Source organism: Alteromonas sp. IB21 (assembly GCF_016405965.1).
Taxonomy (GTDB): domain Bacteria; phylum Pseudomonadota; class Gammaproteobacteria; order Enterobacterales; family Alteromonadaceae; genus Alteromonas.
This window is the reverse complement of the sequence record NZ_JAEFCD010000005.1, coordinates 1-16,322: the sequence shown is the minus strand read 5'-3', so window position 1 is coordinate 16,322 and position 16,322 is coordinate 1. Positions and strand designations below refer to the sequence as shown.

Genomic DNA, 16,322 nt, shown 5'->3' with positions numbered 1-16,322 from the left:
CTTAGCTTAGCTGAAGTTTGTCCATAAGCAGCACGGCCTGTGTACGCGTGTTGATTTCTAACTTGCGTAAAATTGCACTAATGTGCGCTTTAATCGTTGCTTCTGTAACATTCATTTCATGAGCAATTTGCTTATTCATAAGCCCTGCTCGTAAGTAAGAAAGCACCTGGATTTGCTTAGGTGTTAGCTCGCGGAAGCGCTGAAGCAGCAGTTTAAGCTCGTCATCAACCTTTTCTAACTGCTCTTCCATGCCTTGTGGAAGCCATTTTTTACCGCCGATCATATCAACGATGGCTTGAGCAATTTCGCGAGTTTCAGACACTTTCGGAATGAAACCTTGAGCACCCAAACTCATTACTTGTGCAACTACCTCAACGGTGTCGCTTCCTGAGATAACCCCGACTGGAATAGATGGATATTGCTCTCTAAGCGTAATAAGACCGTTAAAATATTCCCCACCAGGCATATTTAGGTCTAGAAGCACCAATTCTATGCCATCGAACTCTTTAAGCTTTGACACTGCATCATCTAAGCTTCCGGCTTGAATTATTTGTGCATTTTCAAAGTAAGGTTCCAATGCGCCACTCAATGCCTCGCGAAACAATGGATGATCATCTGCTACTAGAATTCTCGTCATCAGCGTTACTACTTCCTTATTTTCATTATGTTCATAGATTAATACTTTAGAATAGTAACGAAAAGCCCTAATCTTAAAAAACACGCAATTTATAACAAAATTAGTGTTTTTCATTGGCATTTGCGCGTCAGACGGTAAAATTGCGCCCCAAATTAGGCAAGTGAAGACTATCAGTGAAGAAGCACGACAATATATACGCGAAGGCACTCAATAAAGTAGACGACTTTAAATTTGACGAGTCTGTCGTTGATGTATTTCCCGACATGATCCAGCGTTCGGTGCCCGGCTATGAAACTATCGTCCACACCATCGGAGAACTGGCTAAGGTTGCGGTAACGCCTAATTCGACGGTTTATGACCTCGGATGTAGCCTTGGTGCGGCAAGCTTATCGGTATCAAGAGCCGTAACCGCTGCGTCCTGCAAAATAATCGGTGTCGATGCGTCAGAAGCGATGGTTGAGCGTTGTAAACGTGTTGTGCAGACATTTACACTTCCCAACCCTATTTCTATTCAACATGGTTTTGCCCAACATGTAGAGATTCAAAATGCTTCACTGGTTGTTATGAACTTCACCCTACAGTTTATCCCACCCGCTGACCGACAAGCACTGCTTCAAAGCATTTACGACGGCTTGAATCCCGGAGGTATGCTTGTGTTGTCTGAGAAAATTCGCCACCCTACTCTTGCCGGCAATGAGTTGCTCGTAGACTTGCATCACCAGTTCAAGCGAGATAACGGTTACAGTGAATTAGAGGTAAGCCAAAAGCGAGCGGCACTTGAAAAAGTTATGCTCACCGATACGTTTAATGAACATGAAACCCGTTTGAAAAAGGTCGGCTTTTCCGATGTTGTCATGTGGTACAAGTGCTATAACTTCACATCGATGGTTGCCATGAAAGCATAAACCCTGCCGATAGCGCTCACGCAAAGCTTAAATAAATATACAGAGATAACCATGACTAAACTTGAACAGATTTGGTTTAACGAGTGTTATAAGTCGTTAATAGACAGCCCGCTTTCACACTGGCTACAAACGCTACCTTCGTTAATGGATTCATGGCAGCGAACGGCTAAACACGGAGAGTTTGACAAGTGGTGTCGGTTACTAAACAAACTCCCAAAGACATCACCTAGCCACATTGACCTTACATCGTCAGTTTCCATTGGCAGTCATAGCGATGTTGATGAATACACGAAGAAACAGATAGAAGGTCTTTTGAAGCAATTTATGCCGTGGCGCAAAGGCCCTTTTCATCTCCATGATATACATATCGATACAGAATGGCGTTCTGATTGGAAATGGGATCGTGTATCACCACACATTACTTCGCTTAAAAATAGAAATGTATTGGATGTTGGCTGTGGTAGTGGTTATCACATGTGGCGTATGCTCGGTGAGGGCGCAAGCAGCGTTATTGGTGTCGATCCCACACAACTGTTTCTAATTCAATTTCACGCAATAAAACACTTTATTCGTAACACCGATGCACCGTGTGAAAATATTCATTTTCTTCCCATGGGCATTGAGGACATGCAACCACTTAACGCCTTCGACACGGTTTTTTCTATGGGCGTGTTGTACCATCGAAAAGACCCAATGGCTTTTTTACAACAATTAAAAGACCAGTTGAGAAAAGGCGGAGAGCTTGTTCTTGAAACGCTTGTCGTAGATGGTGATGAGAATACGGTGCTGATGGCCGGGGAACGCTACGCTCAAATGAGGAATGTATGGTTCTTGCCAAGTACGGACGCCCTTTCGGTATGGCTAAGCCGATTGGGATTTGAAAACATCCGTGTAGTAGATGTTAATCATACGACGCTTGACGAACAGCGCTCAACACCCTGGATGGATACCCAATCTTTGAAAGATTTTCTCGATCCGGAAGATATTACTCGCACCATAGAGGGTTACCCTGCACCACAACGAGCCGTTATTGTTGCAAATAAGAAGTAGTTACTAGTATCCATTTTATTAACGCTATTGGCACAATTGTTGTTACCTCACTTGCTATTGAAGTGTGAATTCTGCATTGATTGAGGTAACAATATGGATATACATGGCTTTTTAACTACGCATCAATTGCCAAGTAGTTATGCAGAAACTGCACAACAATGGTTCAAACCATTATGTGAACGGCTAGTGGAGCACCAAAAAGGGGCAAGCACCCCGCTTATCGTTGGCATTAACGGTAGCCAAGGTTCTGGGAAATCTACGCTAACCAGTTTTATTGACGCTTACCTCTCGTCTGTTCATGGGAAACGGGTAGTTTCCCTGTCTATCGACGATTTCTATTTTGACCAAAGCCAACGAAACGCGCTCGCCATAAAAGTCCATCCGCTTTTAAAGACCCGAGGCGTACCGGGAACACATGATGTTACCTTAGCGCTAAATACATTTCGTAGTCTAGATAAAGGCGCGCGCACGCTACTCCCTCGCTTTAATAAAGCAACGGATAACCCCTTCCCTCAAGAACAGTGGCCTGTCATAGAATCATCACCTGATTTCATCATACTTGAGGGATGGTGCGTGGGCGCCACGCCACAGTCGCCCGCTGAAATTAAACCTCCAATCAATAACTTAGAAGAGGTTGAAGATCCTTTGGCAATCTGGCGTTCGTTTGTAAACACAGAACTTGCCGGTGATTACCAAACGTTATTCGAGAAAATCGACTATCGTATTATGCTAAAGGCACCTAGCTTCGATTGCGTGTATCAATGGCGGCTTGAGCAGGAGCATAAACTTGCAAGTAAAGCCTTGAAAGATAGAGCCGGCATTATGTCTGATGAAGAAGTGGCAAACTTTGTGCAACATTACCAACGCATTACGGAGCACACGTTGGAGCACTTGCCTGAAAAGTGCGATACGGTGTTCTATCTAGATGACACAAGAACAATAACTAAACAGGACGTAAACCAATGACGAAGACGCTTGTTTTCACCGATATGGACGGCACGCTGTTAGACCACCATACCTACTCTTTTGAGGCGGCGAAACCGGCTTTAACGGCATTAGAAGAAAAGCACATCCCCGTTATCCCTACTACCAGTAAAACATTTGCAGAGCTACAACCATTACGTGAAAAAATTGGTCTGGATGGACCATTCATTATTGAGAATGGCGCCGCTGTTTTTATTCCGCACGGTTTCTTCAAGCAAAAACCTACGGGCACTATTTGGATCGATGGCTATTGGTGCAAGGCGTTTATCTCTAATAAAAACTACTGGATAAAATTACTGGAGAAAATGGGCAGTGAATTTGATGGCAAGTACAAACAGTTTTCAAAAATGTCGGTCCAAGAAATCCAAGATTGCACAGGGTTAGACGAACTATCGGCATCGCTCGCTGCAAAGCGTCAGTTTGGCGAACCTGTCTTATGGCTTGGCACTGAAGAAGAAAAACAGCGTTTCTTAAAGGTTGTCAAAGACCGAGGTGCGTTTCCGCTAGAAGGCGGGCGTTTCATTCATGTTTCTGGTAACTGTGATAAAGGCCAAGCACTTAAGTGGCTAGCCAATGAATACCAAAAACAACATATCACTAAAGTTAAAACCGTCGCCCTTGGCGACGGTAAAAATGACGTAGCAATGCTCGAAGCAGCGCACGTCCCAATTCGCATTTTATCACCGGTAAATCCTCCGCCTGAAATAAAAAAAGAAGAGGTCTATACCAGCACCCTAACCGGCCCTGAAGGCTGGAACGAAATGCTTACTCAATTAATATCCCTATGATCAGGAGGACACATGGCTGATTTTTATCAAAATGGTGTTGTTACTACGTTACATAACTTGGCTCGTCGTCCTACCGAAGAGCTAGAAGCCGAACTGCTACAGTTTTCTCAAAAGCGCCCAATGGCACTTATTCTTCCTTCACTTTTTTCTGAGTTAGAAGGTGATGCACTTCCCCATATCGTTAATGAGTTAACAAACGTTCCCTATTTGTCAGAAATTGTTATCGGCCTTGACCGTGCAAACCAAGACCAATACAAGCACGCCCTAAAGTTTTTTGGCAAATTGCCTCAGCACCACAGAATTCTTTGGAATGATGGACCTCGCCTGAAAGCATTAGACGAGGAGCTTCAGGCACAAGGCTTAGCGCCGAAGGAGTTAGGTAAAGGTCGTAATGTGTGGTATTGCATGGGCTATGTCCTAGCGTCTAATTGCGCCGAATCTGTAGCATTGCACGACTGCGATATTGTTACCTACAACAAAGACCTTCTGGCAAAGCTCATCTACCCTGTCGCAAACCCAATGTTTAACTATGAGTTTTGTAAGGGTTATTATGCCCGCGTAGCTAATGGAAAAATTAATGGCCGTGTATCTCGCCTTCTAGTGACCCCATTACTGCGCGCATTAAAACGCATTATGGGTGACAATGAATATTTAGAGTTCATGGATAGTTTTCGCTATCCATTAGCCGGTGAGTTCTCGTTTCGCAGGGATGTATTGAACGATATTCGTATTCCTAGCGACTGGGGTTTGGAAATTGGCGTTCTGTCAGAGATGCACCGCAATTATTCACACAATCGACTGTGCCAAGCCGATATTTGCGATATTTACGATCACAAGCATCAAGATTTATCGCTCAATAACGACCAAGGCGGTTTATCTAAAATGTCTATCGACATTACCAAAGCAATATTCCGCAAATTGGCTACCCAAGGCTACACGTTCAGTAACGAAATGTTCCGCTCTATCAAAGCGACATATTTCCGTATCGCCCTAGACTTCATTGAGACCTATCACAACGATGCGGTTATGAACGGCTTGAGCTTAGACATTCACAGCGAAGAAAAAGCGGTTGAAATGTTTGCCAGTAATATCATGAAAGCGGGTCAAAACTTCCTAGAAAATCCGATGGAAACGCCGTTTATTCCAAGTTGGAATCGCGTGACAAGTGCGGTACCCGATATTTTAGAACGATTATTAGAAGCGGTTGAAGCTGACACTGCAGAATTTATGGAGTAAGTAATATGGCGTGGGAGCACCTCCATGACAAAGTAAAGCACCATTTAGAAAGCATTTATGCCGATGTAGCGCTAGACGTCTCATATGAGACGCTCGCCACTCAGTTATTAAATACGATAGGTATTCAACAAGAAACCGACATTGCTTCCCCTCAATCCCATCATAATTATTGGGATGAAGATGACATAGTTATGATTACCTATGGTGATAGCATCGTAGAGGAAGGCGAACGACCTCTTGTTACCTTAAACAAGTTTTTGCATCGCTATTGTAAGAACACTGTAAATAACGTGCATATCCTTCCTTTCTTTCCCTATAGTTCGGACGATGGGTTCTCGGTTATCGATTATTCGACAGTAAACGAAGCACTAGGTTCATGGGACGATATAGAAGCGATAGCTAAAGACTATGGTCTTATGACCGACTTGGTAATAAATCACTGTTCGGCGCGCAGCGCTTGGTTCGATAATTTTATAAAAGCTGAAGGACCTGGGTCTGACTTTTTCTTTACAGCGGACCCTACAGAGGACTTGTCGATGGTGACAAGACCACGAGTTTCTCCCCTACTGCGCGAGACGGAAACTGCTGACGGGACTAAACACGTTTGGTGTACCTTTAGTCACGATCAGGTAGATTTTGATTTTAGAAACCCAAAGGTGCTTTTAGCATTTATCGACATTATTAAGCTATACATTGATAAAGGCGCCAAAATATTTCGCTTAGATGCTGTGGCATTTTTATGGAAAATTGTCGGTACCAATTGCATTAACCTGTCCCAAACTCACGAAGTCATTCGGCTGATAAGAACGTTGATAGAGCATGTTGACCCGTCAATCATAATCATTACTGAAACTAATATTCCTAACAGGGAAAACCTCACCTATTTCGGTAATGCAAACGAAGCCCATGCTATCTATAATTTTTCTCTTCCGCCACTGCTGGTCAACACGCTGGTGAGCGGAGACTGCACCTATCTTAAAAACTGGATGATGAGTATGCCGCCCGCCCAAAACGGAACCGCATATTTCAACTTTATAGCTTCACACGATGGGATTGGCCTTCGACCCGCCGAGGGTCTGCTAAGCGATGAGGAAATATCTGATTTAGTTCACGCTATGCAGCATTTTGGTGGAAAAGTTTCGTGGCGCGCTTCTGAGCACGGCCAGCAAAAGCCCTATGAGATCAACATCACCCTGTTTGATGCGCTTCAAGGCACAATCAAAGGCCCTGACAAATATCAAGTCGATCGTTTTATTTGCGCGCATGCCATTATGTTAGGTATGGAGGGTATTCCTGGCATCTATATACATAGTTTATTGGGTACCTCTAATGATTATGAAAAAGTTGCGAATACCGGTCAAAATCGTTCTATTAATAGAAAACGCTGGGACTTTAACGAGCTAGAGGCCTTGTTAGATTCTCCGTTCTCTCAACATCACAAGGTCTTGACCCGTATTTCTCAATTGATCCGCATCCGTAAAGCGCAACCAGCATTTCACCCAAATGCAACCCAGTTTACGCTTCAGTTAGGTAACCAAATCTTTGGCTACTGGCGTCAGAGCTTAGACCGGAAACAAAGCATTTTCTGCATCAGCAATATCAGTGACGAAGAGCAGACAATTCTTTTATCCGACATTAATTTAATAGGTACTGATAATTGGATAGACCTTATCACTCGCGATGAGATAGCGCTTTCGAGTGGCTTTTTACAAATGAAGCCATACCAAGTACTTTGGATCAGTAACCAAGATTTTGAATAAATCAACTGATTAACTTTTTACCGCGGTAAGGATACTGCGGTGTTATGATTAACCTCTCATTTCAAAATGCACATTTGTAATGCGCGATATTAATACATTTTTATTTGACCTTGACGGCACATTGGTAGATTCGGCACCGGATTTGGCGACATCGTTAAACCTGACGCTTGCTGAATTAGGCGAAGCTCAATTCTCCTTACCTGAGATTAGAGGCTGGGTGGGCAATGGCGCAAGAACGCTTGTGCATCGAGGACTATCTGGCAGTCATGAGCTTGATAACGCTATATCAGAAACCCACATAAACAAAGCGCTCGAAGTCTTCCTTCGTCACTATTCAAAGTATGTATGTCACGCTTCAGCACTCTACCCTAATGTAAGTGAGACCTTGCACACGCTTAAGCAAAGCGGATTTAACTTGGCTCTTGTAACTAACAAGCCAAAAGCGTTTATTCCTGCTATTCTCGAAGGTTTCAATCTCAATCATTTATTCGATCTTTGTATCGGCGGCGATTCACTTGAAGAGAAAAAGCCATCGCCTTTACCTCTTTTACATGTATGTAAAGAATTTAGCGTGTCATCCTCTCAATGCGTCATGGTAGGCGATTCTAAAAACGATATTCTTGCCGCGAGAGCGGCCAATATGAAAAGTATTGGCCTTACATATGGCTATAATTACGGGCAAGACATTTCAAGTTTAAACCCTGACTGGGTAATGGACGACGTTGGCAGCATATTGGACATTTTAAGCCTGAGTCATTAACACACTGAACGTTTCACAACTTTTCCAAAAATTGTGCAGCAAACGTCGCCATTAGCCAGCTGACTATACTTAATTTCACACGTTAACTTTTGGTATAACGTGTTTTTTTTCTGTAATATCCGCCTGTTAAATAATTTCATGGAGTTTTGGTATGTCATCTAAATGGCTTTCGCTAGAAGAAGCCCTCACAAAAGCGTTGAGCGCTGCAACAGCAATAACCGACGTTGAACAAGTGAGTATTTTTGATGCCCATAATCGCATTTTGGCACAAGATGTTGTTGCAAATGTGGACGTACCACCATGGGATAATTCAGCGATGGACGGCTATGCCGTCAATACCGCAGAACTGGAAAAAACGGCTGAATCAAAGTTAGAAGTACAGGGTGTCATTACCGCAGGTATGCTTGCAGATACTCCCCTTCAAGCCGGGAAAGCATTTAAAATTATGACGGGAGCGCCCATTCCTGAAAATGCTAACGCGGTTGTAATGATAGAAAACACCTCGGAATTTGAGGGCGCAGTGGTTGTGAATAAACGCCCTGTCGCGCACGAAAATATTCGTAAAAAAGCAAATGATATAGCGCGCGGCGACACGCTCGTAAAAAAGGGAACGCGCTTACATGCAGAGCACCTAATGTTGCTATCTTCACAGGGTAAAAATACGGTAGACGTTATACGAAAGCTTCGCGTTGGCGTTGTAGCTACAGGGTCAGAATTAGCTGCACCAGGCACAGCACGTGCAGATACTCAAATTTATGAGTCTAACCGCGTTGGCGTGAGTAGCATTTTAAAAACCGAAAATGTAGAACTGATAGATTTTGGTATTGTGGAAGACAACGAACTCTCTTTACGTAAACTGTTTACCGATGCAAGCTCACGGGTTGATGTAATGGTAAGTAGCGGAGGCGTATCCGTTGGCGACGCAGACTATGTGAAAGATATTATTGCAGAATTAGGCGCAATCGACTTTTGGAAAATAGCGGTAAAGCCAGGTAAACCTTTCGCTTTAGGCAACATAAATAACACGTTATTTTGTGGCCTTCCTGGTAATCCAGTGTCGTCATTTGTAACTGCCAAATTGCTTGTGGTGCCAATCATCAAGAAAATGCAGGGACAATTAGACACCTTCACGCCATTTTCTGTGAGCGCTACTATCACAACAACACTTAATCGTCGTGCTGGACGCCGAGATTTTCAGCGCGCAACCATGGTTAAAAATGAGTGTGGCGATTGGGAAGTAACCCCCTTCAAATCCCAAAGTTCGGGTGTGATGACCTCTATTACGTCAGCAAATTGCTTAATGGTTGTGCCCGAGGATGTCAGTGAATTACAGGTAGGCGACAAAGTTGAAGTTATGCCTCTTCACTTTTAGCCTGGGCAAGATTTAACAACATAAAATAACTCACATTTCCTCGCGTTTGGCTGATAGCTAAAAACGTTAATACGCCTTACAGATTACCCCCTGTAGTTTGGCAAATAGTTAAGAGACACATTGTCGTGATTAAAAAACGCTTTCTTCTAGAAGGTCGAGACATTTTAAAACTCGCGTGGCCATTGCTGGTGGCGCAAATAACGCAAATGCTGATGGGTGTTAGCGATACTATTATGGCTGGACGCTACAGCGCTACCGATATGGCAGCCGTAGCGCTCGGTTTTAGCATTACCGTGCCATTGCTATGCTTTATTCAGGGTATCGCTTTAGCGCTACCTCCCATCATCTCTCGGTTACAAGGCAATAAAAACTTAAACGGCATTGCTGATGCCAGTCTACAGGCTGGCTACTTGGTTTTCTTCGTAGGATTAGTGATCGCAGGGTTAATACCCTTTACCGAGAGCATTGTTGCACTATTCCCAATGGCGCCAGCGCTATTTAGCATTACCGTAGATTATGTGCTTTATGTACTGTTTGCCATGCCTGGGTTTGCCCTTTATCAATGGCTTAGGAACTATTGCGAAGGATTAGGTAAAACAAAGCCAACCATGATCATTACCGTTATCGGACTTATGGCAAACGTAGTGGGTAATTACCTTTTCATTTATGGCGTAGGACCGATCCCCGCCATGGGGGGGGCAGGTTGCGGTATAGCGACAGCCATTGTCATTTACACCATGCTTATCGCTACCATAGTTTACGTTCGCTTCGCTCCAGCGCTACAGAAATACAACTTGTTTGGGCAAATGTACAAACCCAATATGGTGACCATAAGTCGAACATTTAAAATGGGATTGCCTATCGCTATGACCATTTTATTTGAAGTGACACTATTTTCAGTGGTGGCATTATTACTTGCACCTTTTGGGGCAACAACGGTGGCTGCACACCAAGTTGCGCTGAACTTCTCAGCACTCATGTTCATGTTTCCTATGAGTATGGGCATGGCAGCGGCTATCCGCATAGGGTATCGAATAGGCCAAAACAATCAACGTCAGGCTCAGATCGCAGCCCGTGCAGCTATTTTTATTGGCTTTTGTACATCCGCATGTACCGCTAGTTTTACTCTTTTAGCGAAAGGTTTCATCATAGGCTTATACACCAGCGATGAAGCAGTTTACACGCTAGCCAATGCACTGCTTATTTATGCAGCCCTATTCCAGCTGTCAGATGCGGTTCAGGTTATTTCAGCTAACGCGCTGCGAGGCTATAAAGATACCACGGCCATGTTTATTATCACGTTTATCTCTTACTGGCTCATTGGTTTGCCAACCGGTGTAATTTTGGGAAGAACGAACTGGATAACGGCAGAGCCTATGGCTGCTGCAGGTTTTTGGATTGGTTTTATAGTGGGGCTAAGCGCAGCTGCCGTTATGTTAGGCGCTCGATTGCTTTATATTCAGCGTCCTAGTAATGCGGCAAGATTAAGGGCACTGTAGCCGACAACTTTCAATAAGCGTTTTAGGTTAGTCTTCGTGAGTGGGTCGATTTTCTGGCATTGCTAAATTGACCCAGTCTTGTGGTACGTCTATATCAAACTGCGCATTGGGCGTAGGTATCGCAACTACTCTCCCCTTTTTCATGTATTTTTTGATAATGGGTTTAGCGCCTGTATCTCCCTCAAGCGTAAGAAGCTCGCTGAATATAGCCTTAGGAAATATGGCCGGTACCGTTAGCCGTGCCTCTGAACCATTGAGAGCTTCGTTTCCACTGTTTTTAGCTTTCCATTCACAGCACACTATTTTATCAGGGTTACTTTGCGACGCTTGGATCAAGTTTGCTAAATCCTGCTCTGTTAAACACGGTAAGTCTGCCAAAGAAATGAGCAAGTGACTCGGCGAGTAGGTACGGCTCGCAATTTCTGCACCTTGTAAGCCCCTATGATTATTGCCATTTGAATTTGGCGCTATTAGCTCAGAAACTGAACAGGATACTGATAAAATATACTGCAATCCAAAACGAATACTAGACGCAATACCCTCTTCCCATTGTGTATTGTGCACAAGGCTAACAGGACAGTGGCTTAACTGTATTTCTAAGCTTTCATGCCATTTGCCCGCAACAAGGGTAACCTGATTCGTTTTGTCGAATAAACCTTTATGACTTACCTTAGACACCGCGGCTTCGCTATTGGTGAATTGCGTACCTGTATGTGCCGTTTTCGCATTTAAAAACACGCGTAAACTGTGCTCGACGAGAGGTAGATTTGATTCCGGGTGCTCGGATAAAAGTTTATTCCCCCCGTAACGCGCACTTCGACCGCCGGCAAGTAATAAAAATGCCAAATGATAGCTTTCATTATGCAACGTTTACTCACCCATTAATGTTTAGTTTAACTGCGGTCATACAGCATGACTTGGAATTACTTATAAAAAGAGCCCTGTGCGGGCGTTTATTTTAAACGCCGACCATGCCAGTCTTTTAGGCTTAATCAAGATTCTTCAATACCGCTGCAGTGGACCATGGCACATTCACAAGGTCAACATTAGCGTAAAGCCCTGATTGAAAGCATTACCCTTACCTTCGCTCGGTTTAGTAACACGGAACAGCACAAAGTCAGCGACTTCGGCTAAGCCCTTTAATAGCCGCCGTTAACCCTTCGAGAGTAAGCCCATACATTCGGTCTTCCATTATTTCTCGCATTATTTTGACTGAAGAATAATACGGCCAATAATTTTCAGGCTGAGGATTGAGCCATACGGCATTATTGAAATGGTTCAATAGGCGCTGCATCCAAACACTGCCCGGCTCTTCGTTCCAATGCTCTACACTGCCACCAGGATACGTAATTTCATAAGGCCCCATGGTAGCGTCGCCAACAAAAATTACCTTATAGTCTTTGCCATAGCGATGAATGATATCCCAAATTGGAATGCGCTCTTTGTTGCGGCGAAGGTTATCTTTCCACACCTCTTCATACACGCAGTTGTGAAAGTAAAAATACTCCAAGTATTTGAATTCAGTTTGTACAGCAGAAAATAGCTCCTGCGTGCTTTTAACATGTGGGTCCATAGAGCCTCCCACATCAAAAAACATCAGTACCTTTACCGCGTTGTGGCGCTCAGGGGCCATATGGATATCAAGCAAACCGCCTTTCTTAGCGGTTTCACCAATGGTGGTAGGTACGTCAAGCTGTTCACTGGCACCGGTGCGGGCAAACTTACGCAACTTTCTCAATGCCACTTTAATGTTACGGGTACCCAATTCCACATCTGAACTCAGGTTTTTAAACTCGCGTTTATCCCATACTTTAGCCGCAGAAAACTTTCTATTGCCCTTCTGACCAATTCTCACTCCCTCGGGGTTATCACCATATGCCCCAAAAGGAGAAGTTCCACCGGTACCCACCCACTTGTTGCCACCCTGATGACGTTTCTCCTGCTCTTCCAAGCGCTTTTTGAGCGTTTCCATTAGTTCATCAAGACCGCCAGCCCTGCGCAACGCTTCACGCTCCTCTGGACTTAGATTTTTCTCAATTTCCTTGCGTAACCACTCTTCAGGAATGTCTTTCCCGAACAGGTCAATAGACTCGACCCCTTCAAAATACTCAGCAAACGCCCTGTCGAACTTGTCGTATTGGGTCTCGTCTTTCACCATAATAGTACGCGACAAACTATAAAAGGCTTCAATGTCGGCATACACCACGTGCTTTTCAAGCGCACTCAGCAAATCAAGTAACTCGCGCAGCGTGGTTTTAACCTGATATTTTCGCAGTGTATAAAAAAACTGAATAAGCATTAGCGACGCGCCATAAATACCAATTTTTCGAACAAATGAATATCTTGTTCATTTTTAAGCAACGCTCCATAAAGAGGAGGAATAGCCGCTTTACCATCTTTTGAATGGAGCGCTTCTGGCGGAATATCTTCAGCAACAAGTAGCTTTAACCAATCAATCAGTTCTGACGTAGAAGGTTTCTTTTTAAGCCCTGGCACATCGCGAATGTCGAAGAAAGCTTTTAACGCTTCATCAAGCAGTTTCTTCTTTAGATCAGGGAAATGCACATTTACAATTTCCTGCATTTCATCTGGTTTCGGGAACTGAATATAGTGGAAAAAACAGCGGCGTAAGAATGCGTCCGGCAGTTCTTTTTCATTGTTCGACGTGATGATAACAATAGGACGCTGCTTCGCAACCACACGCTCCTGTGTTTCGTAAACAAAAAATTCCATCTTATCGAGTTCTAACAATAAGTCGTTGGGAAATTCAATATCGGCTTTATCAATTTCATCTATCAGTAATACAGGACGCTTTTCTGCACTAAACGCTTCCCACAGTTTACCTTTTACGATGTAGTTGCCGATATCGTGCACGCGATCATCACCTAATTGAGAGTCGCGAAGACGAGATACCGCGTCATATTCATACAAACCTTGCTGCGCTTTTGTGGTCGACTTAATGTGCCACTGAATTAGCTCGGTTCCCAGGCTCTCGGCCAGTTCCTCTGCCAGCATGGTTTTGCCCGTTCCAGGTTCACCTTTAATTAAAAGCGGACGCTCTAACGTGATGGCTGCATTAACAGCCAGCTGTAAATCTTTGGTTGCGATATAATTAGACGTGCCACTAAAAGCCATTATTGTTGTACTCCGTTTAATTTTTCGTCTTTGCTAGTTTAGCTATGATATCAAGGCCTTCATATGATTTCCCATCGATATAACATATAGCTAAAAAGCACTTTGCATTTTTATAATTGGGACCAATGATATAGGGGTATAACGAAATCCCCTAATTTAGGCTGTGAATTATTAACTATCACAGGCGTTGAATTATTAACTACTAAAAAGGTCGTACAGATCACGACAGAAGGGGTTTCCTTTAAATCAGGAACGAGGTAAAGACTTATAATGAACGTATTTGACGACCACTCCCTATCTATTGGCCGCACGCCGCTAGTAAAATTGAATCGCGTAACATCAGGTAATGTTTACGCAAAAATCGAGTCGCGCAACCCAAGTTTCAGTGTTAAATGCCGCATCGGTGCTAACATGATTTGGGATGCAGAAAAGCGCGGTGTTTTAACCGAAGGCAAAGAAATTGTAGAGCCTACAAGTGGCAATACCGGTATTGCGTTAGCCTTTGTTGCAGCCTCTCGCGGCTACAAACTTACGCTTACAATGCCTAGCAGCATGAGTTTAGAGCGTCGTAAGCTGTTAAAAGCATTGGGTGCAAACCTAGTTCTTACCGAAGCACCGAAGGGTATGAAAGGTGCCGTTGCCGCTGCACAAGAAATTGTGGCATCAGATCCAGATAAATACGTATTGCTACAACAATTCGACAACCCGGCTAACCCAGCCATCCATGAAAAAACCACGGGCCCAGAAATCTGGGAAGATACCGATGGTAAAGTTGACGCGTTCGTTGCGGGTGTAGGTACGGGCGGTACTATTACCGGAGTTAGTCGTTATCTTAAAAATACTAAGGGTAAAGCTATTACTTCTGTAGCTGTAGAACCGACAGACTCGCCAGTTATCACTCAGGCCCTTGCTGGTGAGGAGTTAACGCCTGGTCCACACAAAATTCAAGGCATTGGCGCTGGTTTTATCCCTGGTAACCTAGATCTAAGTTTGATTGATGAAGTTGAACAGGTTTCAAACGAAGAATGTATGGAAATGGCGCGTAAGCTCATGACCGATGAAGGTATTCTTGCGGGTATTTCTTCTGGTGCAGCAGTTGTTGCAGCAAAACGCTTTGCTGAACGCCCAGAGAACAAAGACAAGATTGTTGTTGTATTGTTAGCAAGTGGAACAGAGCGTTATTTAAGTAGCCCATTGTTTGCCGGTGCCTTCGACGAGCAAGAAGAAGTCCAGTAAACCGAACTGCGGTAATATTTAATAAGCGAGGCTCAATGCCTCGCTTTTTTATATCTTACGTTTTGTTCTATTCCCCTACGCTGTTCTTAATAAATAGGCGCTCTGCCTTTCTTTCAACTTTGCTTTTTAACTCAATGTTGTGAATAATCAACATGAGAGTTATTGAAGCACCAAGTGTATTGACTTCAATAGGACATAAAACTATCAATAAGAAATGGACCTCTTGAAATTAAGGTAATCCAAATGAAAACGCGTATGTGGTGCGCCCTTATCGGGCTTTTTACAGTTTTGATTCTATCGGCCTGTGGTAAAAAAGAAGAAGGAATTGGTAGATACGGAATGCTTGATGAAAGCACCCCCGAATATACAACAGTGATGTTCCTTAAAAGTGTTTACGAAGACGATAACCTTGACAGAGCCATTCGTCTTTCAAGTGAAAAAATGTCGCGTATTTTGACGAGATACCATACAAATAACAACGTACAGCGACATCTACTTAATTTAAAGTACGACACTGTTACAGTAACCCCCCAAAGCGCAGGCCAAGTTGGCCGAAGTGAGTTCTCTGAGAAATCAACCATCACCGTTTTTCTTAGCGGCAACTATAACGGTGATAAAGTAGAAGACTTGCGTAGCTTAGACCTGATAAAAGAAGATGGTGAGTGGAAGGTAAATAAAATTCACCCCGACGCCTATCTATAGCTACACGAAGAAACTGTTTATTTATACAGTATACTTGCTATTTGGGGCACGCAAAAATAAAAAGGATAGTTTCCGTTTTTGACGCCCTAACTATTGTATCTGTTCATTAAAATATTATTTTAGGGTAATATTTTGGTATAACCCTAAATTGATATACGGATTCTTTCCGCCTTGCATAAAGGATTTTTTCCGTATACTAAATTGTTATACGCAAAAGGAAACCTGTGAGTAAAAAGGAATTTATTGCTCGTGTTGTAT

General features: G+C 43.5%; 15 protein-coding genes. 11 read left to right on the top strand and 4 right to left on the bottom strand.

Features of this window, described 5'->3' with window-relative positions; translation table 11 throughout:
- Nucleotide 1 precedes the first annotated feature (1 nt).
- Nucleotides 2-637: a response regulator transcription factor gene (locus tag JC525_RS04985; protein ID WP_105931421.1), complete on the bottom strand. Its 636-nt coding sequence runs from the start codon at nucleotides 635-637 to the stop codon at nucleotides 2-4.
- A gap of 173 nt (nucleotides 638-810) precedes the next feature.
- Between JC525_RS04985 and cmoA the strand changes: the two genes are divergently transcribed.
- From cmoA to JC525_RS04940, 9 genes are all read left to right on the top strand, one after another.
- Nucleotides 811-1,542, top strand: coding sequence for a carboxy-S-adenosyl-L-methionine synthase CmoA (gene cmoA / locus JC525_RS04980; RefSeq protein WP_198814818.1), 732 nt, complete (start codon nucleotides 811-813; stop codon nucleotides 1,540-1,542).
- A 51-nt stretch (nucleotides 1,543-1,593) separates the two neighbouring features.
- Nucleotides 1,594-2,592: a tRNA 5-methoxyuridine(34)/uridine 5-oxyacetic acid(34) synthase CmoB gene (cmoB, locus tag JC525_RS04975; RefSeq protein ID WP_198814817.1), complete on the top strand. Its 999-nt coding sequence runs from the start codon at nucleotides 1,594-1,596 to the stop codon at nucleotides 2,590-2,592.
- A 93-nt stretch (nucleotides 2,593-2,685) separates the two neighbouring features.
- Nucleotides 2,686-3,558 (top strand): kinase, encoded by an 873-nt coding sequence (locus JC525_RS04970; RefSeq protein ID WP_198814816.1) that lies wholly within the window; start codon nucleotides 2,686-2,688, stop codon nucleotides 3,556-3,558.
- Nucleotides 3,555-4,364: an HAD-IIB family hydrolase gene (locus JC525_RS04965; protein WP_198814815.1), complete on the top strand. Its 810-nt coding sequence runs from the start codon at nucleotides 3,555-3,557 to the stop codon at nucleotides 4,362-4,364. The genes JC525_RS04970 and JC525_RS04965 overlap by 4 nt, the downstream gene beginning before the upstream one ends.
- 12 nt (nucleotides 4,365-4,376) lie before the next feature.
- Nucleotides 4,377-5,600, top strand: a complete 1,224-nt coding sequence (locus JC525_RS04960; protein WP_198814814.1) for a glycosyl transferase — start codon at nucleotides 4,377-4,379, stop codon at nucleotides 5,598-5,600.
- 5 nt (nucleotides 5,601-5,605) lie between these two features.
- Nucleotides 5,606-7,360: a sugar phosphorylase gene (locus JC525_RS04955; RefSeq protein WP_198814813.1), complete on the top strand. Its 1,755-nt coding sequence runs from the start codon at nucleotides 5,606-5,608 to the stop codon at nucleotides 7,358-7,360.
- A gap of 79 nt (nucleotides 7,361-7,439) precedes the next feature.
- On the top strand, nucleotides 7,440-8,120 hold the full coding sequence (locus JC525_RS04950; protein ID WP_198814811.1) for a phosphoglycolate phosphatase: 681 nt from the start codon (nucleotides 7,440-7,442) through the stop codon (nucleotides 8,118-8,120).
- 151 nt (nucleotides 8,121-8,271) lie between these two features.
- Complete coding sequence (moeA, locus tag JC525_RS04945; RefSeq protein WP_198814810.1) at nucleotides 8,272-9,492, top strand: molybdopterin molybdotransferase MoeA; 1,221 nt, start codon at nucleotides 8,272-8,274, stop codon at nucleotides 9,490-9,492.
- Nucleotides 9,493-9,617: 125 nt separating this feature from the next.
- Entirely contained in the window at nucleotides 9,618-10,991 is a 1,374-nt protein-coding gene (locus JC525_RS04940; RefSeq protein ID WP_198814809.1) for an MATE family efflux transporter, read from the top strand.
- Between the two features lie 27 nt (nucleotides 10,992-11,018).
- Here JC525_RS04940 and JC525_RS04935 read toward each other — a convergent pair whose 3' ends face one another.
- The 3 genes from JC525_RS04935 to JC525_RS04925 all read right to left on the bottom strand — a co-directional run bounded on the left by JC525_RS04935 (nucleotide 11,019) and on the right by JC525_RS04925 (nucleotide 14,126).
- Complete coding sequence (locus tag JC525_RS04935; RefSeq protein WP_233094995.1) at nucleotides 11,019-11,837, bottom strand: nucleotidyltransferase family protein; 819 nt, start codon at nucleotides 11,835-11,837, stop codon at nucleotides 11,019-11,021.
- 271 nt (nucleotides 11,838-12,108) lie between these two features.
- Nucleotides 12,109-13,290, bottom strand: coding sequence for a vWA domain-containing protein (locus tag JC525_RS04930; RefSeq protein ID WP_198814806.1), 1,182 nt, complete (start codon nucleotides 13,288-13,290; stop codon nucleotides 12,109-12,111).
- Nucleotides 13,290-14,126, bottom strand: a complete 837-nt coding sequence (locus JC525_RS04925) for an AAA family ATPase (RefSeq protein ID WP_198814804.1) — start codon at nucleotides 14,124-14,126, stop codon at nucleotides 13,290-13,292. The genes JC525_RS04930 and JC525_RS04925 overlap by 1 nt, the downstream gene beginning before the upstream one ends.
- A gap of 270 nt (nucleotides 14,127-14,396) precedes the next feature.
- On the opposite strand from JC525_RS04925, the gene cysK reads away from it, so the two are divergent.
- Both cysK and JC525_RS04915 read left to right on the top strand, forming a co-directional pair.
- A complete protein-coding gene (gene cysK, locus JC525_RS04920; protein ID WP_105931433.1) occupies nucleotides 14,397-15,362 on the top strand; it encodes a cysteine synthase A in 966 nt (321 codons plus the stop codon).
- A gap of 243 nt (nucleotides 15,363-15,605) precedes the next feature.
- Nucleotides 15,606-16,064, top strand: coding sequence for a hypothetical protein (locus JC525_RS04915; RefSeq protein WP_198814803.1), 459 nt, complete (start codon nucleotides 15,606-15,608; stop codon nucleotides 16,062-16,064).
- The last annotated feature ends 258 nt before the right edge of the window (nucleotides 16,065-16,322 follow it).